Genomic DNA, 19,814 nt, shown 5'->3' on the forward strand with positions numbered 1-19,814 from the left:
ACACGACCGTTAAGCCCTCTAGCGCCGATGGTACTTGGACCGCAGGGTCCTGGGAGAGTAGGACGCCGCCAAGCAATTAACCACTGCCGATGTAATTCGGTGGTGGTTTTTATTTGTTTATATGGATTAAATATGGTAAGCGTAAGCTTTAACATGATCGTCAATTGAAGGTAACATTTTTGTTACGGATAACAGCGGCAAAACCAGTATAATAGGACTATGTTAAATATGCTAAAAGTACCTGACCACAGAGCTGGAATGTGCAGCTGTGAAAAGGAGGGTGTGTGTGTTAAGTTGGCGGAGACTTGGACTACAATCATTTCTGTTGCTTTGTCTGACTGTTGTTCTGGCAGGATGCGGTGAAGCTTCAGGAGCTGTATGGACTTCATATGAAGGTGCGGTTAACGAGAAGAGTTTCCCGGTACCTAAAGTAGCGAATAAATCTGACCAGTCCGAAAACAATTCGGATATGGATTATGTACGATATACGCTGTCTGGTATTAGTGAAAGCACTAGCTTGCCTGAGGTATATCTAGACGAGATTAAAAGCTGGGGTTGGACAGAGAGGCAAGCCAAGGGTACATCCAATGAATCCAGTACCTTGCGTGTATTTGCAAAGGAAGGACATACTGTGCATTTAGCAGTACATGATGGTTCCTTTACACTAATGGTTCCTAGAAATGATGCTACTCAAACGACAGTTAAATCATTGGCTGAAGACGATTGAGCTGTTGCGAGTAAGGTTGTATATGATTAATTAACGCTGTGATGTTCCTTATATAGTAAAGCTCCCATGTAATTGATCGGGGGCTTTTTTGTTATTTCGTGAAGTAGGCTGTATTAGTGATAGGAGAAATGATCGCTCGAGTAAAGCACAGTAGAGGGCATAAGAGGTACAAAGGGAATAGAGCGAATGGAGTAGACCTTCTCGTACACGGATAGACGTGAGCTATTGAATGGCTGATGGAAGCGACCATAAGGAGGATAGAGCTGAGACTGAGTGAGAGATTGCTCAAGGCGTAAGTTCTACGGAACAAACGGGGGGGTTATGAGATATGTAACAACAGGCGAAAAAGAGGAGAAGAATGGAGCCTGGCGTGGGGATAACTCATTTAACTATACCCACTCTGTGGATAAGGAATGAGGGGGAACGATAAATAAAGGTTATCCACAGTGGATAACCTTTATTTGAGCAAGTGAGACTGAGTCAATTGGACAATACGACGATCCTGTTTTGTATCAGAATATCCGAAGGGGCTCAGCCATTATGTATTACAGGTAAGTGATGTACATGTACTATTGAATGAATGAAGGGCAATTATTGCAGATAGTATGAGACATCTTGTTCATTCAATTTGATGAGTCCATCTTTGCGCTCGCGGGAGAGGACCATTACAACATATAAGCGAGGACCCAGCAACCACAGATGCCAGAAGATCAGCGAGAGGGTGAAGGACAAGGGCGACCATATTAAACATACTGTAATGATACATAGTCCAATCCAGCTCATGTTTAGGTGTACCCGGACAAACATACGGAAGCTGAAATGCTGATCAGGGATATAACCTAACCAGGGCATACGCAGATTCCAGCGCCAGCGTTTGGCATAAGAGGTGCGGACCAGAAGTAATATGGTTCTGGCGATGACATAATGAATCCAGATGGTGATCGGACCTGCCAGTACAAAAAAGAAGAGGCTAGTCCAGGAGAATGCGAGTAGATTGAATAAGAGCATGATGACCGGCAGACACAGATAGCTATAAATGACACTGCGGGCGATAGCCTTTTTTTTCAGAAGCCGGTATTGATAAAATGTTGCCTTATTCTCCGGTTCGGCGATCATACGATTATATATCCTCCTTCGGATTCACGTTTGTGCGTGGTAGGTATTCGGTTCTTACACGTGTAAAAGGGAATGAATCATGTATGTATATATGAACCTTGTATCTTACGCCATGACGATTGTACAAGATATTGAGATTCGACGGAGCTTCTCTCAGTATACTCCCGAATGCACGGACTGTCAGGCTTGATATCGTTATCATGTATTATATATCGGCTGAGATTCACAGTTTTTTTAAGGAAATTAAATATAAGTTTGAGTCAGACCAAGGAATACGTGATTTAGAGGGCAATGCGATGGAATGCAGGGTAATTGTGTAGACATAAGCAGGTGAATGCTCTTGTAGGAAGAATGAATGTATTTTTCGGTACAGACACCCAAGAGGGGGTGGGCGAATATATATATTTTATAGAAAGAAAGCACTATGAAAATGTTTAAAATAATAGAAACTGTGCAATACTGATAGTAAACGTAAAACAAGGTGGGATGGTTCATGGAAGAACATGCCGAACACACATGTATTATCTGCGAGCAAAGAAAAAGAGAAGGCATTTTTATTGTATCTGAATTCATATGTGACACTTGTGAAGCAGAAATGGTTCATACCGATGCGCAGGATGCCAAGTACAATTATTTTATCAATCAGATGAAACAGATTTGGGTACAAAAGAACGCATAATGAATGTTGCTATAGAAGTAGAAGCTAAACATCGCATTGCAATGATGCTGATGTGTATAGAGGCCCAATGGGCCTTTTTCTGTTTTTAAGAGGAGAGATTGTCTTGTCTGCCATGCAAGGAAGGCGTATGCTGATATAATGATATAGGAAATTTGCAGTAACGCGTGTGAAGATGGGGAAGAAGGGCGTTGCATAGATTAGGATGCATTTTGGAACGCATCGGGCGCACATAATATATGTACAGGATGGTTACTTCATGGATCATAAAAATAAAGCAAGTAGAGCCCCTTTATATGAAGCGTTGCTTACGTATCGTGATTCGAAGCAGCGTTCTTTTCATGTGCCTGGGCATAAGAATGGACAAGCTTACCGACAGTTGGTGGAAGAAGCAGAAGCAGGACAATTTCCTGTTAAGGATATCGTTAATGAGGAATACCAGCAAAACGGAGAGACTCAGAGGGATGCAGGAAAAAATGCTACCCATAGGGTAGAGCGTGTCAGTTCGGTGGATGAACATGGGGCTGATCTGGGGAGTGGGGAACATTTTGGCGCTGATGGTGCTCACTCGGAATTAGAACTGGTACCGGTGCGTTCATTTCTGGAGATGATGGAGATTGATGTTACGGAGATTACGGGCACGGATGATTTGCATCATCCGGAAGGTGTGATCCAGGAAGCGCAGGAGCTTGCCGCAGATTGTTTTGGCGCTGAGGAGAGTTTTTTTCTTGTGGGAGGCAGTACGGCGGGTAATCTTTCTCTATTGCTAACCGTGTGCGCTGAGCCGAACAGTATTGTCCTGGTACAACGGAATGTACACAAATCCGTTATTCACGGTTTAATGCTGGCAGGCGCAAGAGCTGTGTTTCTGGAGCCGTGGGTTGATCCTGCGTCTGGACTTGCGGTCATGCCGTCGGTGGAGACGGTTCAGGCTGCTGTCCAGTCCTACCCTGAGGCAAAGGGCATGTTAGTCACGTTGCCCAATTATTACGGCATGGGCGCAGATCTGACGCCCATAGCCGAGGTATGCCACGCTGCTGGCATGCCATTGCTCGTGGATGAAGCGCATGGCGCGCATTATGGGCAGCATCCGGAGCTGCCTGTCTCTGCACTGTCGTGCGGAGCAGACGGTGTAGTGCAGTCGACGCATAAGATGCTGACGGCCTTCACCATGGGTGCCATGCTGCACATTCAGGGACCACTGTTAAACCGGTCCCTATTAAGGCAGCGCCTGGCCATGGTGCAAAGCTCAAGCCCATCATACCCGGTGATGGCTTCGCTTGATCTGGCGCGCCGGCTGCTGCACGTGCAGGGAGCGAACACCTTCACGGCGGGGCTCGCCGCCGTGAATGCCTTTAAGCGCGGCCTCGCGGAGCTGCCACGCTTTCAGTTGCTGCAGCCTACACAGCCGCTGCAGCAAGAACCACCAGCCGGAACAGCGAAGCCGGCTGGCATACCCGTGTCCGCTGGGCAGCAGACACGGAAGGGCCTGACCGCGGCGGCGATGCCAGCTGCCGCGGGGTACACCGCTCAGGACCCATTTAAGGCCGTCATTTATGACGGCACAGGGGTGCTGAGCGGTTATGGGCTACAGGAGCAGCTCGAAGCATGCGGCTGTGTGCCTGAGATGAGCGACGAACGGTACGTCGTCTTGCTCTTCAGCCTGGGCTCAACGGTGCAAGATGCCCAGCACCTGTTGCAGGCTTTACACCATATCAGCTCTGCCAATGGGCATGAGCTGAACCAATCCAATACAGAGCCATCGCAACAGATTGCGAAAGGTTCGGCACATTATATTTCCACGTGGAACAATTTACAAGAAACCACTCGCTACTCGGAACCGATCTCATTTACACTGCAACCGATTGCGGAGACGGATACGATCAATGTCCCTATAGAAGAAAGTGTGGGCTGTCGATCAGCCGAGATGGTAGTTCCGTATCCTCCAGGGATTCCGCTTGTATATCCGGGTGAACGCCTAAGTTCATCGATGGTGGCTCGTATACAACTCCTGCGGGATGAGGGTGCAAAGTTTCACGGGGTATCAGATGCATCTCTACAGTCATTAAAGGTCATGAAAGATTGAAGAGAACATGAAATATCTGAATGTATTCACCCATAGGTATTCTATATAACCAATACGGATAGCAATACCTGACCCTACATATGTGAGGGTCTCTTGGTCATTAATCTACTTGCTAGTTCAACTTATATAGATAGACATAAGAAAGAAGGGACCACTTTGGGTATTCCGCTAAAAAAATATACAGGAATAGTCCTGCAAGTTTTGTTGATGTACGGTTTTTATTGGATAGGAAACTTGATTCAAGGTCTATTACATCTGCCGTTAACAGGTAGTATTGTGGGCATGCTGGTATTGTTTATCGCCATTCAACTGGGATGGATCAAAATGAGTTGGGGAGAAGAAGGATCAACGTGGCTTCAGTCGCATTTGCAATTATTATTCATCCCGCCTACTGTGGGCATTATTAATCATTTTGATTTTTTTAGAGCGAACACCTTGTTATTGGTTCTGGGTTTGATCATTAGCACATTAATCACATGTCTGATATCTGCCAAATTAAGTGAGTGGCTCATGACATGGAGATCGTCTCATTCAGGTAAAAAGGAGGCGATCACTTGTCAGCATTCATCCTCGGAATTGGAATGATCGCGCTAACCATCGCTGTATATATTCCAGCCACTCGTCTATATAAACGGCTGAAATGGCCTATACTTATGCCTGTACTCACAACGACTGCCATCCTGATTCTGATCTTGGTGATTTCCGGTATAAAGCTGGATACGTATATGCTGGGTGGCAAATGGATACAGGAGCTTTTGGGACCAGCAGTCGTATCGCTCGCTTTCCCCTTGTCCAGACATCTACATGTGCTGAAGCAAAATATCATTCCAATTGTGGGTGGAACGATCGGAGGCAGTATTACAGGTATAGCCACAGGCGCTTTAATCGCCATTCTGCTCGGCTATCCTCAAGAGATGGTCATCGCTTTATTGCCAAAATCCGTGACAACTCCTGTAGCTATTCAACTTGCAGATCAGGTCGGAGGGAATGCCTCATTTACATCGCTGTTTGTGATGATTGCAGGTTTCTCAGGGATATTACTAGGGCCGATGCTGTTGAAATGGGCCAAGGTTCGTAGTGAACATGCCTATGGAATCGGACTGGGTTCAGCATCTCATGCCCTCGGCATGGCAAGGTCTTTCGAATATGGAGAGAATGCGGTAGCCCTCAGCTCGGTATCCATGATTGTCAGTGCCATTGCTGGATCCATCATGCTTCCGTTATGGGTATGGATCATCTACGGTTGAACGTTTACTTTGTTGTTCACCTTGGAGTAACTGCCGACCTATAGTATTATAGAAAGAAAACAAGCATGTATTATTTTTGTGTTATTAATACGTACTGGTGTAGCTGTTGTTATACACCTCTGGGCGGGGGATATCATATCCTGTAGCAAGAGGGTCTAAACATATGTGTTACGGCAGCAATAGATGCAATTATCGACATAGAAAGCAGGGAAGCATATGCAGGGCAGAGGTAAATTCATTACGCTGGAAGGGGGAGAGGGTTCCGGTAAAACAACGATGATCGGTAGAGTAGGTTCTTATTTTGAAGAACGGGGTATACCTTACGTAGTTACGCGAGAGCCTGGAGGAATTGAGATTGCGGAGAAAATACGTTCCATTATCCTGGACCCTCTTCATACGGCAATGGATGCTCGAACCGAAGCGCTATTGTATGCAGCCGCACGTAGTCAGCATCTGGCGGAGAAGGTAGAGCCTGCACTGAAAGCTGGAAAAGCAGTCATCTGTGACCGATTTGTCGATAGCAGTCTGGTCTATCAAGGATACGCCCGTGGACTCGGGATAGAGAATGTATGGGCCATTAATCGCTTTGCAATTGGTGATCTCATGCCGGATGTGACCTTATATCTGGACATCGAGCCCGAAGTGGGGCTTGCCCGTATTGACGCTCATGATGGCCGCGAAGTGAACCGTCTGGATCTGGAAAATCTGGAGTTTCATCGTAAAGTGCGAGAGGGTTACTTCCTATTAAAAGAGCAGTTCCCGGAACGAATCAGAGTTATCGATGCTTCCATGAAGCAGGAGGCTGTCTTGGCAGCAATGATTTTGTCGCTGGAGACAGGGATTTTGAAGGATTTTGACGAGTAATTGTCTAATATATAGACAGGGCATTTGATAAAGGTGCTTATTCTGAAGGAGGTTATGCAGGATGAAACTGATTGTTGCGATTATACAGGATAAAGACAGCAACCGATTATCCAGTGCATTGGTCAAAGCAAACTTTCGGGCAACCAAGTTGGCCAGTACGGGTGGATTTTTGAAGGCAGGCAACACGACGTTTATGATCGGTGTCGATGATGGTCAAGTCGAGTCCGTAATGAACGTCATTCGCAGCAGCTGTAAGGTTCGTGAACAGCTCGTGACTCCGGTCACACCGATGAGTGGAACAACCGACTCTTACCTGCCGCTACCTGTTGAAGTTCAAGTAGGTGGAGCTACTGTATTTGTTCTCCCGGTAGATCGCTTCGAACATTTTTAATTAAACCTTTTGCATGGATCCCATGAGGGTCTTTCATTATCGATAGCATGTTGGAAACGATGGATGCAAGAAGAGTTAACAGAGTTCGTGCGTGCCACTTACGGAACGCCTTTCTTGATCAGAAGAATGGGCACACTTTTCCCGGATGAACATTTCCTAGCTGGGGAATGCTCATCCGGGAAGAAGTTGACTACAAACAAAAAAGACCTTGATGGTGATGTGTATCTACCATTATATATAGAGTGTGACCAGCATATATAAAAGCCTCATCCTCACGCACAGGCGCAACGCGCACTGTGCTGATGGGCGATTGGCCAACTATGATAGAAAGCGGGCGTATCCATGAAAATCAATCCTGGATTCAGACCGATTCAGAGCGGGATCAGTTCTACTGATTCAGGTTCCAAACCGGTTCAATCCAAAAATTTCTCTGATATGATGAACCACCAGGGGGAACGAGCCTCACAAGCTGAACTGAATCGCCGGTTTAGTGAAATCCAGCTTCAGGGCGATCGCTTGGCACGTTCCATGACGATTCGTGAACTGAAGGCGTATAAGCAACTTGTTAAAAGGTTCCTGGAAGAGACCGTTCGTCGCGGTGTATCCATGAAAGAGACAAGGGGTTGGGATCGTCGTGGCAGAGGCAAGCGGTACAAGCTGATTGATGAAATTGACTCCGCTCTGTTATCCATGGCTGATGAACTGCTGGATACAGAAGAAGGAAAAATCTCTCTATTACAACAAGTAGGCGAAATTCGGGGGATGCTTATTAATTTAAGCTTCTGAGGAGGAAGTATGTCCTTTCAACAAATTATGGGTCAACAAGCGGCCAAGCAAATGTTACAGAGCAGTTTGAGACGTCAGGCCATAAGCCATGCGTATTTGTTTAGCGGGCCATCCGGAAGCGGGCAACGGAAGACGGCAATTACCTTTGCCAAAGCAATATTCTGTACAGAGCTTGAAGATGACGCGTGCGGGCAGTGTCTTGAATGTCGTAAGGTGGAACATGGTAATCATCCGGATCTAACCATGCTTGCACCAGATGGAAACAACATTAAAATAGATCAAATCCGGGATCTGCAGCGTATCTTTTCATATCGATCTGAGGCAGGACATCCGAAAGTATATATTATAGAACAAGCTGAGAAAATGACGGTGCAGGCAGCGAACAGTCTGCTGAAGTTTTTGGAGGAACCACAGGTTCCTGCAGTCGGCATCCTGATTACCGATAATGGACAGGCCATGTTGCCTACGATCCGTTCACGCTCCCAATTGGTGCCGTTCAGTGCACTGAATCCGGAGGAGATGTTACAATCTCTGATTGAAGAAGGGCACCCTGCCAATCTGGCTCGCTCTGCCGTCCATTTAGCGTCAGGATTGGAAGCATGTAGAGAAATTCTCCAGCAGAATTGGTTTGCAGAAATTAGAAACGTAATGTTACAATTAGGGAAGGAGTCCCTGGGTAGAGGAAGTACATCATTGATCTCTGCACAGCAGAAGCTTTTTAAAACCGGACTCTCTGAACACCTGGACATGCTACTCAGTTTGTTCCATCTATGGTTTAGGGACATGCTGTATGTTCAGTACGATAGGCATGAACATATCGTTTTTATAGATCAGTTAGACATGCTATCTCAGTTGGCACATACCCGCAGCACAGAGCAGTGGGTCTCCTATATGGATATGGCCGCAGCATGCAGAAAAAAATTGCGTTTCAACGTCAATGGCCAGCTTTGTCTGGAGCAATTTTTGATCGGTTTGGCATAAGACTGGGAGAGGGCAGCGTTAGCTCCAATCATATGCAAACGGTTATAACTTCGGCCGGGTTCCCTAAGAAGACAGGGCTTCAGACGAAGTGGGGTTGGCTTACAAGGGGGTTAATTTTTTGTACAGTGTAGTGGGTGTCCGTTTCAAAAAAGCGGGCAAAATTTATTACTTCGATCCCCTGGACCTTCCCATTGAGAAAGAAAACTGCGTTATCGTGGAGACAGCGCGGGGGGTTGAGTACGGTAAGGTTGTCGTAGGTAAGAAGGAAGTGGGCGAGTCCGATGTGGTGTTGCCGCTGAAGAAAGTCATCCGCGTTGCGGGCGAGACAGATGCCCGTGTGGTTGATGAGAACAAGCGTGCAGCCAAAGAAGCATTCGGTACTTGTTTAAATAAAATCAAAGACCATGGCCTCAAAATGAAGCTGGTCGATGTGGAATTTACGTTTGATCGCAATAAAATTATATTTTATTTTACAGCTGAAGGAAGAGTTGATTTCCGGGAGCTGGTCAAGGATCTGGCAAGTATTTTCCGGACACGAATCGAGCTGAGACAGATTGGTGTACGTGATGAAGCGAAGATGCTTGGCGGAATCGGACCTTGCGGCCGTGTGTTGTGTTGTTCTTCCTGGCTGGGAGACTTTGAGCCGGTATCAATCAAGATGGCTAAAGATCAGAGCCTGTCACTGAATCCGACGAAAATTTCAGGGTTGTGCGGAAGACTCATGTGCTGTCTGAAATTTGAGCATGATAACTATGAAAGTGTGAGAGAAGAACTTCCGGCTGTAGGCAAATTGGTCGTCACCTCATTGGGTGAAGGAAAAGTTGTCGGAATTAATGCCGGTAGCCGCACAGTCCATGTTCAACTGTTCGACATCAGTAAAGTCAAAGAACTTCCGCTGGATGACGTCGTTATCAAGTAAACCATAAAGGTTGCTTCGGGGTGGAAACTTGGAAAAGAAAAATCTGTTTACGCACATTCATGAAATGGAAACCCAATTGGGTCAGTTGCACGGTGATTTAGGAGAGTTAAAAATGATTGTGAAGGAGCTGCTTGAGGATAATCAGCGGCTTACCATCGAGAATGAGCAGTTACGCAAGCTGCTTAAGCGTGAGGCTCCGGCAGATCTGCCGATCTCCTCAGCACTCGCTCCCGTAGCAAGACCAGCAGGTCCGGCTACAGGTGAAGATGTTGTGGGTGAAGGGTATGATAACCTGGCCCGGTTGTATCACGAAGGCTTCCATATCTGCAACGTCTATTATGGACATCTGCGGACGGAAGGCGATTGTCTGTTCTGCCTGTCTTTTTTGAATAAATGAAGTGACCGTAGGGATCCCCTACGGTTTTTTTTCAAGGTTACAAACCTAAACTTAACGAACATGAGATATAGAGTACCGGAGGATGAGCGTAACATATGAAAGCAAATGAAGTAGTGTTACATGAGTCAGAGCGGATTGATGATCTGCTCTCTCATGATCTGAGAATCATTCAAAGTGATGAAGTATTCAGTTTTTCGATGGATGCGGTATTGTTGGCTCGGTTTGCTTCCGTACCTAAACGGGGACGTGTACTTGATTTGTGTACAGGTAATGGGGTGGTTCCCATTCTGCTTACAACGCGTACGCAGGCTAGTCTGGAAGGAATTGAGATTCAGTCACGTTTGGCTGATATGGCGCGTCGCAGTGTGCAATTAAATGCATTGGATGAGTCGATTATGATTCGTGAAGGTGATTTGCGAGAACTGGTGAAAGAAACGGGTCATGCTGTCTATGATGCAATAACGGTTAATCCCCCATACATGCCTCTGAATGGCAGTGATCTCAAGATGAATACACATCAGGCCATGGCACGTCATGAGATTGGATGTACCTTGGAAGAAGTGATCCAGGCTTGCAGTCGACTTGTACGTAATGGCGGTAAAGTATCGATGGTTCACCGTCCACAGCGCCTTGCAGAGATTATCTCGCTCATGCGCGAATATAAGCTGGAGCCCAAACGGATTCGGATGGTACATCCCCGTGCTCATCTGGAAGCCAACATGGTATTAATTGAAGGAATGAAAGATGGTAAACCCGAAGTAAGGATGCTTCCTCCACTCATTGTCTACAATGAAGAGGGGAAATACTGCGAAGAGATTATGGATATTTACTATGGTCAGCAACATGCTGAGCGCACAACGAAAGGAGGACTTTAGATGACTTTGCATATTCAGAAAAGCTATGCGGAGCAGCCAGAAGGATCAGGTAAGCTATATCTGGTTGGAACACCGATTGGTAATCTGGAGGACATGACCTTCCGGGCCATCAAGACATTGCAGAGCTGTGACATCATTGCAGCAGAAGATACACGCCAGACCCGAAAGTTGCTTACCCATTTTGAAATTACACCGTCGATGTTGTTTAGTTATCACGAGCATAACAAGGGAGCAAGTGGCCCTGAACTGATACGCTATATAATAGAAGGAAAAAATCTGGCACTGGTCAGTGATGCCGGTCTGCCAGCCATTTCAGACCCTGGTTCCGACCTTGTACAGCTTGCGCTGGAAGCCGGAATAACGGTCATTCCCATCCCTGGACCCAATGCTGCGTTGTCTGCTCTGATCGTGTCCGGATTACCGACGGAGCGTTTTACATTCGGCGGTTTTTTGCCGCGGGAGAAAAAGGATATGCGAAAAGTACTGGAGGCTTTTGACGAATCCAACGGGACTTTGTTATTTTATGAATCACCTCACCGTATTCGAAAAACATTAGTCCATCTCGAAGAAATTCTGGGTGACCGCTCGATTGTCCTGGCCCGTGAACTAACCAAGCGTCATGAGGAATTCGCAAGGGGCACTGTGAAGGAATGCATAGACTGGCTTGAAGAGCATCCACCTCTTGGCGAGTACTGTTTGCTGGTAGAAGGCATTAAGGAAGAGGAGCGTAAGGCTGAACGCGAAGCATGGTGGCAGCTCATGTCGCTTGCGGATCATGTCAACCACTATGAGGGTGAAGGACATAATCGCAAAGATGCGATGAAAAAAACGGCAACCGATCGTGGTCTTACGAAGCGGGATGTATATAATGCGTTAATCGAGTAGCTAACCGAACCAATTATCATCTGTCATGGGGAACATAACCTGAAAAGAACCTTATACCCAACCTTAGTGGAATCTTAAAAAAGCAGAGCGGTTCAAAAAAAATTCCAAATAAAATTTACCGCTCTCTCCCGGTTGTGGTGTGACAGACCCATTTTGGGTAATGGAACCCATGACAGGGCAAAAAAATACCTTCCACGGTGGGGTTCACACCGGGAAGGCCATTAAGGAATATTAAAAAGGTTAGAAATAACAATTTAGATAAGTCCAGTATACCTGGTTTTTCTTATTTTGTCACAGGTGCAGGGATTTCGGAAATACATTCGTTACAAACAATTTTACCTTTGAAGTAAGTAACGTTCTCTGCATTACCACAGAAGATACAAGCAGGCTCGTATTTTTTCAACATGATGCGCTCGCCGTCAACATAGATTTCCAGAGCATCTTTTTCACCAATACCGAGCGTACGGCGCAATTCGATTGGAATAACTACCCGTCCTAGTTCGTCCACTTTTCTTACAATACCTGTTGATTTCATCATTATAATCAGTGCTCCTCTCAGCTAACTATCATTGTCATTATTCGACATTATTTTATGTTTTATGATACTCATCATACCAACGATTCCCAAAACAGTCAACCTTAAAATTAGCTTAAAATTAAGGCTGTTTTTCACAAGGTTACTGGTGGTAAGGGATTGAAAGCCGTTTTTCGTATTTAAACATCAATGTCAGCTTTGTCGATTTGGAAAACGACAAAACTACGTTATTCGACAAAGTTCGTCATGCTGTGTCGAATCTTTGATGAATTGTAGAGATCAAAGCGTTAATATAAGAGAAATTAAAGGAGTGAGTCGATATGGAACAACGTTTAACGGAAGAGAAAGTGTTTAAAGATCCGGTACATAATTACATCCACGTGCAAGATCCAGTTATATGGGAGTTAATCAACACTCCCGAATTTCAGCGTTTACGTCGGATTCGTCAGTTGGGGACTTCGTACCTTACCTTTCACGGGGCAGAGCATAGTCGTTTCTCACATTCACTGGGTGTTTATGAAATTACGCGCAAGATCATCTCTCAATTTGAAAGAAGTCATTATTCGGATTGGCCGAAAGAAGAAAAGATTGTAGCTCTGTGCGCAGCTTTACTTCATGATCTTGGGCATGGGCCATTCTCTCACTCCATCGAGGAAGCTTTTGACATGAATCACGAAGATTGGACTTGTCGCATCATTACAGGTGATACCGAAGTAGGGGCGATCTTAAGACGGTATGCTCCTGATTTTCCTGAGAAAGTGGCTTCTGTGATTCAAAAAACGTATGAGCAACCGATTGTAGTCAATCTGGTGACTAGCCCTCTTGATGCGGACCGAATGGATTATTTGCTCAGGGATGCTTATTTTACAGGAGTAAACTATGGAACAATCGACCTTGATCGTATCCTTCGTATGCTGCGCCCTTATCATGGACGGATTGTAGTCAAAGACTCAGGCATGCATGCTGTTGAGGATTACTTAATGTCTCGGTATCAGATGTATTGGCAGATTTACTTCCATCCGGTAACCCGGAGTTCCGAAATTATATTGCGGCAAATATTCAAGCGAGCGAAAACACTTATACAGGAAAATTTTCAATTCCGCTTCATGATCGATCCACTACCTCAATTATTTGAAGGAGAACTATCGGTAGAGGAATATTTGCAGTTGGATGAAGCTTTGATTCAGACGGCATTTACGCAGTGGCGCAAGGAGGACGATACTGTTCTAAGTGAGTTATGCGAACGTTTTATGGATCGCAAGTTATATAAGTATGTAGAACTTGAACAGACCGACTTGATAATGATGGAAGAGATTCGGGAAGCATTTGTTCAGGCAGGTCTTAATCCCGAATATGATCTTGAAATTGATTTTCCATCGGATAATCCGTATGATGTGTTTCGTCCGGATGAATCCACGGATAAGCAGATTCTTCTGCTCGATCGACAGGACAAGTTACATGAGTTGTCAGAAGTATCCGACATTGTCCGTTCCATCAGTGGGCTACATCGGGGAAAACATCATTTGTATTACCCGCAAAACAAGGTGGATGCGATTATTCACGAATTACCGTCCCATATACGCCCCTATTTCTTGTAATGATGAGTGTACAACTTGGTGAAAAATTTCGAGTTCAAAAGACTTTCTAAAAGAGCTATTTTTCATGATACAGTAATCTGCTTTAATGGGGAGTATATGTAGATCGACATAATTTTGTAAAAGAAAGTAGTTAGAGTCATCATCAATAGCAATATATAGATCTAAATATCCGTATATCTTCTATATATTGTAGTTTGTGAAGAAAAGAGTGTAATGATGGAATTCCAAGGGTTTTTAAAATTTTCTTTATGAAGCATTAAAATATTGGATTTTATAAATTAAATTACCAAAAAGAAGATAGTCGTTAGTTCGACATGAAGGGAGATACAAACATGATGCTGTTCGACACACACACACATCTGGATGCACCACAATTCGACGAGGACCGCGAGGACATGATTCAACGTGCTGTGGACGCGGGGGTTGGTCGCATGATCAACATTGGTTTTAACCGGGAGACGATTCCAACCACAATGAAACTGGCCGAAACATATGACTTTATATATGCAGCAGTAGGGTGGCATCCGGTAGACGCGATCACGATGCAGGAGGGCGATCTGGAGTGGATTGCATCTTTATGCAAGCATGAAAAAGTGGTCGCGATCGGTGAGATTGGATTGGATTATCACTGGGATACTTCGCCGAAGGAAGTGCAACATCGCGTATTACGACAACAAATTGCTTTGGCGCGTGAAGTGAATATGCCGATTGTCATCCACAATCGGGATGCGCACGAGGATATTATAAAAATTTTGCGTGAAGAGAAGGCTGGCGAGGTTGGTGGTGTGATGCACTCGTTCTCGGGTAGCTGGGAAACAGCGAAAAGTTGTCTCGATATGGGCTTCCATCTGTCCTTCGGAGGTCCAATCACATTCAAAAATGCAAAGCAACCAAAAGAGGTTCTGGAGAAGGTTCCTATGGACCGGTTTTTCATTGAAACAGATGCTCCATATTTGACACCTCATCCGTACCGTGGAAAACGAAATGAGACAGCGCATGTACGTCTGGTTGCAGAGGCAGCTGCGGAAATTAAAGGCATTTCGGTAGAGGAAATTGCTGCAATAACAACCAAAAATGCCATGGAACGATTTGGCATTCGTTAAAAAAACGAGTAAATCAGGTGAAATAGAGAGTTAAGCGGAGTTAATTTGCTCTTTGATCCAAATAAATCAAGAATATTACAATATTTTAACCAAATATTCAGAAAAACGTACTTGATCAATGCTTTACAACATGCATCAAAACAGGATATCATCTTTTCAGTGAATTGTTGTGCGGAAAATTGGACAGATGTTCGGGGGATGAACAAAGGGACACTTTCCGAGGAAACAACATTACTTTCATGAATCAGTCTCGCTGAGTCTCCGTTAACGGAGAGCGGGGGAACCAATAGGGCTTAAACATCGGTGTATTTGGCCGATGCGCATCGTTCGCTGACCCAAAAGCAGCGAGAGGATCTGCGAAGCCATATTTGATTTCTTCTTTGGGTCTCGGGGTGAATTCAAGGGCGTCCGCCATGAGCGGGTGACCCAAGATAGGGCGGCTCTCTTTCGCCCGAACCCGACAGCTAACCTCGCAAGCGGAAAAAGAGAGGCAACCTCGTGCATGAATTTCCGATATTCAGAATCATTCGGAAGCCACGAAAGAGTTCCTCTTACACTCTTTCTTTGGCTTTTTTGTTTTTGAATAAAAGAAATGTTGTCATCATACGGTAGGTATTCAGGAGGATGACATCATGTTGCGAAGATTGATTCATGGTGCAGAACCGGTCATTTGGTCCGATCTGTGTTCTGTAGAAAAATTGGTATAGTCACGTCAAAGACATCATGCATTACTTTAGACGACGAGGCTATGAAGGAGGACGGAGAAGTGGGCACATTCCAACCAGAAGAGACCCATGAGTCACGATCATCCAGTAAGTCTTTCGCGTTGCGGTGGAAGCATGAGAACATGCGTCAAATGGCATTGATCGCGATTTTCTCAATTGCGCTTACAATCATGATCTTGTTAGTCGTTTACGGTCAGGCCGGGAAACAAATTTCACTGGTTATTGATGGCAAAGCTCAGGTGGTAGAGACTCGTACAGGAATGCTTCAGGAAATGCTGGAGGAGCAGTCAATCACAGTCAGCCCTCACGATAAGGTATCCATGTCCATGAACGGGGCGATTACAGATGGAGACCGAATTGTTATTGAGCGGGCCGTTCCAGTTAACATTACGGCAGACGGAGACACCAAGACTCTGTATACAACCGATTCATCGGTACAAGAGGCAATTCAAAAATCAGGTATTCAGGTTGCAAGTAATGATAAAGTGTATCCGGCGCTTGGAACTGCAGTCAAAGCGGATATGAAAATTCGTGTAGTGCGGGTAACAAAGCGTACAGTGGATGTAGAACAACCGATCGCTTATAAAGTGATCAAAACGGCTGACCCTAGCTTGTACAAAGGGGATAACCGTGTCGTTGTAAACGGCAAAGAAGGCACACTTGTACAGCATATCGAAAAGGTATTTCAGGATGGAGAATTGGTCTCCAAAAAAATGGTCGGCAAATCCGTCGCGAATAATCGTGTAGATAAAGTGATCGCTGTCGGTACCAAAGCAAAACCGGTCGTAAAAGAGCCTGAGGTTCAAACCGTATCGGCTCAGACTTCAACAACGAAACAGGCAACAACAACGAACTCGAAGAAAACCGCTGCCTCGGGCAGCAAAGTGATTACCGTATCCGGGACTTCTTTTAAATACTCCAAAGTACTTAAGAATGTATCCATGACTGCCTACTCTTCCGAAGAGCCTGGCATTGGTACTAAAACAGCTTCCGGTACTCGTGTAACGGAAGGGCGCACCATCGCGGTTGATCCCAAAGTCATTCCAATTGGCTGGTGGGTATATATCGAAGGTCTGGGCTTCCGTCGTGCGGAAGATACAGGCGGTGCCATTAAAGGCAACAAAATTGATGTATATTATGACAGTGTGAAGCATGCCCTGAATTTTGGACGCAAGAAAGGCAAGACGGTCTACGTGATCGGTCCGGTGAAGCCGGAAGCGAACTAAAATCGTTTTACTTTGAAATGGGAATGCTATAAAATAGTTGCATGAATGATTCATGCGGAATATGCGGCGGAGGGGTCTGAATTCAGTCTCCCCCGCCGTTTGGCAGAGAAGAGGATATTCCTCTTCTTTTTGCGTTAGAAAGGAAGAAATGGAACATGATAAAAGAAGTCATTGTGGTGGAAGGCCGTGACGATACGGTAGCCATCCGTCGGGCCGTAGAAGCCGATACGATAGAAACGGGTGGATCAGCCATCAACCAACGCATTCTGAAGCGAATAGCGCTTGCTCAGGAGAGACGGGGAGTCATCGTACTGACAGATCCGGATCATGCCGGCGAACGCATTCGTAAAATTATTGCGAATAAGGTTCCAGGCTGCAAGCACGCCTTCATTCCGGAAGCCGATGCGACGCGCAAAGGGGACATTGGAGTGGAGAACGCCTCACCGGAGGCCATTCGGCACGCGCTGGAACGGGTACATACTTCATACGAAGGTGCTCCAAGCCTGATCGATTGGGAGGACCTGATCGAGGCAGGACTTATCGTGCATCCGCAGGCTGCTGCACGTCGCATGGAGATGGGTAATCTGCTGGGCATTGGATATTGTAACGGTAAGCAGTTCCACAAACGTCTCAGTGTATTTCAGATTACACGGGAAGAGTTCTCTACAGCATTAGCGCAAATTGAACGTGAAGGATTGTGAGCATATGAAGGACATAGAAGAGACGATAGAAATTGCAACGCCCAAGCGAACCAAAGAGATTATTCAAAGACACGGATTTTCATTCAAGAAAAGTCTAGGTCAGAACTTTCTGATCGATCAAAATATACTAAACAAAATCGTTAATGCAGCCGATTTGGACGAGTCCAAGGGCGCGCTCGAGATCGGTCCCGGTATTGGAGCCCTTACGGAGCGACTGGCTCGAGTAGCAGGCCCTGTCACAGCTGTAGAGATTGATCAACGCTTGATCCCAATCCTCGGAGAAGTGATGCAGCCATATTCGAATGTACGTGTTCATCATGGCGATGTGCTGAAGCTTGATCTGGCTGAGTTGTTTAATACGGATTTTGCATCCGTGGATAAAGTAAGTGTCGTGGCTAACCTGCCTTATTATGTAACGACCCCAATCATGATGAAACTGCTGGAAGAGAAACTGCCGGTAGACAGCATCGTTGTCATGATTCAAAAAGAAGTGGCTGAACGCATGGCTGCTGCACCTGGATCAAAAGACTACGGTAGTCTGAGCATCGCAGTTCAGTACTACAGTATGCCGGAGCTTGTGTGTATTGTGCCTCCTACGGTCTTCATCCCGCAACCTAACGTGGAATCGGCTGTCATTAAGCTGAAGGTGCGTGAGCAACCGCCCGTGGAGATTCCGGATGAAGCACATTACTTCGAAGTGGTACAGGCTTCTTTTGCCCAGCGGAGAAAAACAATCTCGAACAACCTGAAGGCACGCTTCTTCACGAAGGAGAACCGGGAACAGGCAGACATTCTGCTGGAGCAGGCAGGTATTCAACCGTCCCGACGCGGAGAGACGTTAAGCCTGCAGGAGTATGCTACACTCAGCACCGTGATGTGGGAAGCAGGGGTACGCGCCGCGCTGTAAAATTTGAATGAACCAAACCGGGTCTCTGCCCATACGATGGGGTAGAGGTGATTACGTTGATGAATATCGGAGACTTGGTCGTTCGGAAGTCATACGGCGGCGATGTGACTTTTCGGGTGGAAGGCCTCCAGTTGGATGCTGCGGTCATTAAAGGGACTGAGTTCCGGCTGATTGCCGATTCCCCGGTGGACGATTTGATACAGGTTCCCTACGAACCGCAAAGCGCCAAGACCAGACAGGCGCATATTAAAGCACATCAGACCCTGTCCCGCCTGCAGCAGAATCGCATGGAACAGGCTGAGCGGAATCGTGAAGGTCTGGTGCAGGATTGGTCTGCCCAGCAGGAACCGGCTTATTTTGAGATGCCTGGCAAGGTGCTTCATCTGGATGGAGATCCGAATTATTTGAAAAAAAGTATGGATCTCTATGAGCAACTTCGTGTTCCCGCAGAGGGACAATATGTCCATGAATCGGCAATGGCAGATACCTTATACCGTTTATTACCCAAAGTACGTCCGGATATCGTGGTCATTACGGGTCATGATGGGGTACTTAAGACACGACAGCCTTATGACTTATATAGTCTTGGTAGCTACAAGAACTCACAAAATTTTGTGTCGGCCATTCAGGTGGCCAGACAATACGAACGCCACCTGGACGCACTCACCATTGTAGCAGGGGCCTGTCAGTCTCATTTCGAGGCACTGCTGCGCGCTGGAGCGAACTTTGCCAGTTCTCCGGGCCGAATTCTCATTCATGCACTTGATCCGGTCTATGTCGCAGCCAAGGCCTCCTTCACGTCTGTTCGGGATACCGTAAACATGAGTGATGTCTTGCACAATACCATCAGTGGTAGCCAGGGTGTGGGTGGTGTGGAGACACGGGGAAGTTACCGGGTAGGTCTGCCGGGATTGAATGATTTATCCACGCTAAAAGTGAACCCATCGGCAGTCTGATGTAGGCCATTTAAAGTCCCAATTTGGGGCTTTTTTTGTTTGCAAAAAAATTCATTGACAACAACTTTTTGATGCTGATATAATAATTAGTTTTGATTTGACAATGACTGTAA

At 45.9% G+C, this 19,814-nt stretch carries 21 protein-coding genes, 1 rRNA gene and 1 riboswitch; of the genes, 20 read left to right on the forward strand and 2 right to left on the reverse strand.

The features are described from left to right. Nucleotides 1-74 (forward strand): 5S ribosomal RNA (gene rrf, locus HF638_RS29085); the annotation flags it as partial. A 212-nt stretch (nucleotides 75-286) separates the two neighbouring features. Continuing rightward, nucleotides 287-727, forward strand: coding sequence for a hypothetical protein (locus HF638_RS26620; protein WP_082763048.1), 441 nt, complete (start codon nucleotides 287-289; stop codon nucleotides 725-727). Nucleotides 728-1,318: 591 nt separating this feature from the next. Here HF638_RS26620 and HF638_RS26625 read toward each other — a convergent pair. Continuing rightward, nucleotides 1,319-1,843, reverse strand: a complete 525-nt coding sequence (locus HF638_RS26625) for a hypothetical protein (protein WP_169482984.1) — start codon at nucleotides 1,841-1,843, stop codon at nucleotides 1,319-1,321. A 493-nt stretch (nucleotides 1,844-2,336) separates the two neighbouring features. On the opposite strand from HF638_RS26625, the gene HF638_RS26630 reads away from it, so the two are divergent. The 12 genes from HF638_RS26630 to rsmI all read left to right on the forward strand — a co-directional run bounded on the left by HF638_RS26630 (nucleotide 2,337) and on the right by rsmI (nucleotide 11,950). Continuing rightward, nucleotides 2,337-2,522 (forward strand): sigma factor G inhibitor Gin, encoded by a 186-nt coding sequence (locus tag HF638_RS26630; protein WP_062838106.1) that lies wholly within the window; start codon nucleotides 2,337-2,339, stop codon nucleotides 2,520-2,522. Between the two features lie 256 nt (nucleotides 2,523-2,778). Beyond that, nucleotides 2,779-4,605 carry an aminotransferase class I/II-fold pyridoxal phosphate-dependent enzyme gene (locus HF638_RS26635; RefSeq protein WP_169482985.1) on the forward strand — a complete coding sequence of 609 codons (1,827 nt, stop codon included), beginning with the start codon at nucleotides 2,779-2,781 and terminating at the stop codon, nucleotides 4,603-4,605. Nucleotides 4,606-4,839: 234 nt separating this feature from the next. Then, complete coding sequence (locus tag HF638_RS26640) at nucleotides 4,840-5,190, forward strand: CidA/LrgA family protein (RefSeq protein WP_169482986.1); 351 nt, start codon at nucleotides 4,840-4,842, stop codon at nucleotides 5,188-5,190. Beyond that, nucleotides 5,160-5,852, forward strand: a complete 693-nt coding sequence (locus tag HF638_RS26645; protein ID WP_169482987.1) for an LrgB family protein — start codon at nucleotides 5,160-5,162, stop codon at nucleotides 5,850-5,852. Before HF638_RS26640 ends, HF638_RS26645 begins: the two co-directional genes overlap by 31 nt. Nucleotides 5,853-6,068: 216 nt before the next feature. Then, a complete protein-coding gene (tmk, locus tag HF638_RS26650) occupies nucleotides 6,069-6,716 on the forward strand; it encodes a dTMP kinase (RefSeq protein ID WP_169482988.1) in 648 nt (215 codons plus the stop codon). Between the two features lie 61 nt (nucleotides 6,717-6,777). Next, nucleotides 6,778-7,107 carry a cyclic-di-AMP receptor gene (locus HF638_RS26655; protein WP_017691391.1) on the forward strand — a complete coding sequence of 110 codons (330 nt, stop codon included), beginning with the start codon at nucleotides 6,778-6,780 and terminating at the stop codon, nucleotides 7,105-7,107. 342 nt (nucleotides 7,108-7,449) lie between these two features. Further along, a complete protein-coding gene (locus HF638_RS26660; protein ID WP_017691389.1) occupies nucleotides 7,450-7,893 on the forward strand; it encodes a YaaR family protein in 444 nt (147 codons plus the stop codon). 9 nt (nucleotides 7,894-7,902) lie between these two features. Then, entirely contained in the window at nucleotides 7,903-8,874 is a 972-nt protein-coding gene (holB, locus tag HF638_RS26665; protein ID WP_062838101.1) for a DNA polymerase III subunit delta', read from the forward strand. 118 nt (nucleotides 8,875-8,992) lie between these two features. After that, nucleotides 8,993-9,793 carry a PSP1 domain-containing protein gene (locus HF638_RS26670; RefSeq protein WP_053778939.1) on the forward strand — a complete coding sequence of 267 codons (801 nt, stop codon included), beginning with the start codon at nucleotides 8,993-8,995 and terminating at the stop codon, nucleotides 9,791-9,793. A 28-nt stretch (nucleotides 9,794-9,821) separates the two neighbouring features. Beyond that, nucleotides 9,822-10,190 (forward strand): DNA replication initiation control protein YabA, encoded by a 369-nt coding sequence (yabA, locus tag HF638_RS26675; protein WP_017691386.1) that lies wholly within the window; start codon nucleotides 9,822-9,824, stop codon nucleotides 10,188-10,190. Nucleotides 10,191-10,285: 95 nt separating this feature from the next. Further along, nucleotides 10,286-11,065 (forward strand): tRNA1(Val) (adenine(37)-N6)-methyltransferase, encoded by a 780-nt coding sequence (locus tag HF638_RS26680; RefSeq protein WP_169482989.1) that lies wholly within the window; start codon nucleotides 10,286-10,288, stop codon nucleotides 11,063-11,065. Beyond that, nucleotides 11,066-11,950, forward strand: a complete 885-nt coding sequence (rsmI, locus tag HF638_RS26685; protein WP_169482990.1) for a 16S rRNA (cytidine(1402)-2'-O)-methyltransferase — start codon at nucleotides 11,066-11,068, stop codon at nucleotides 11,948-11,950. Nucleotides 11,951-12,233: 283 nt separating this feature from the next. Here rsmI and HF638_RS26690 read toward each other — a convergent pair whose 3' ends face one another. Then, complete coding sequence (locus HF638_RS26690) at nucleotides 12,234-12,488, reverse strand: AbrB/MazE/SpoVT family DNA-binding domain-containing protein (RefSeq protein ID WP_024633700.1); 255 nt, start codon at nucleotides 12,486-12,488, stop codon at nucleotides 12,234-12,236. Between the two features lie 317 nt (nucleotides 12,489-12,805). Between HF638_RS26690 and HF638_RS26695 the strand changes: the two genes are divergently transcribed. From HF638_RS26695 to yabG, 6 genes are all read left to right on the forward strand, one after another. Next, a complete protein-coding gene (locus HF638_RS26695) occupies nucleotides 12,806-14,083 on the forward strand; it encodes an HD domain-containing protein (protein ID WP_169482991.1) in 1,278 nt (425 codons plus the stop codon). Between the two features lie 332 nt (nucleotides 14,084-14,415). Continuing rightward, nucleotides 14,416-15,186, forward strand: a complete 771-nt coding sequence (locus tag HF638_RS26700) for a TatD family hydrolase (protein WP_211175806.1) — start codon at nucleotides 14,416-14,418, stop codon at nucleotides 15,184-15,186. A gap of 241 nt (nucleotides 15,187-15,427) precedes the next feature. Next, nucleotides 15,428-15,681: riboswitch (cyclic di-AMP (ydaO/yuaA leader) on the forward strand. A gap of 271 nt (nucleotides 15,682-15,952) precedes the next feature. Beyond that, on the forward strand, nucleotides 15,953-17,137 hold the full coding sequence (locus HF638_RS26705; protein WP_169482992.1) for a ubiquitin-like domain-containing protein: 1,185 nt from the start codon (nucleotides 15,953-15,955) through the stop codon (nucleotides 17,135-17,137). A gap of 155 nt (nucleotides 17,138-17,292) precedes the next feature. Further along, the gene (gene rnmV, locus HF638_RS26710; RefSeq protein ID WP_169482993.1) at nucleotides 17,293-17,838 is read left to right on the forward strand and encodes a ribonuclease M5; all 546 of its coding nucleotides are present in this window, start codon (nucleotides 17,293-17,295) and stop codon (nucleotides 17,836-17,838) included. 4 nt (nucleotides 17,839-17,842) lie between these two features. After that, nucleotides 17,843-18,745, forward strand: a complete 903-nt coding sequence (rsmA, locus tag HF638_RS26715) for a 16S rRNA (adenine(1518)-N(6)/adenine(1519)-N(6))-dimethyltransferase RsmA (RefSeq protein ID WP_169482994.1) — start codon at nucleotides 17,843-17,845, stop codon at nucleotides 18,743-18,745. A 59-nt stretch (nucleotides 18,746-18,804) separates the two neighbouring features. Further along, nucleotides 18,805-19,701 (forward strand): sporulation peptidase YabG, encoded by an 897-nt coding sequence (gene yabG / locus HF638_RS26720; RefSeq protein ID WP_017691377.1) that lies wholly within the window; start codon nucleotides 18,805-18,807, stop codon nucleotides 19,699-19,701. Nucleotides 19,702-19,814 lie beyond the last annotated feature (113 nt).

Source organism: Paenibacillus sp. SZ31 (genome assembly GCF_012912005.1).
Lineage (GTDB): Bacteria > Bacillota > Bacilli > Paenibacillales > Paenibacillaceae > Paenibacillus.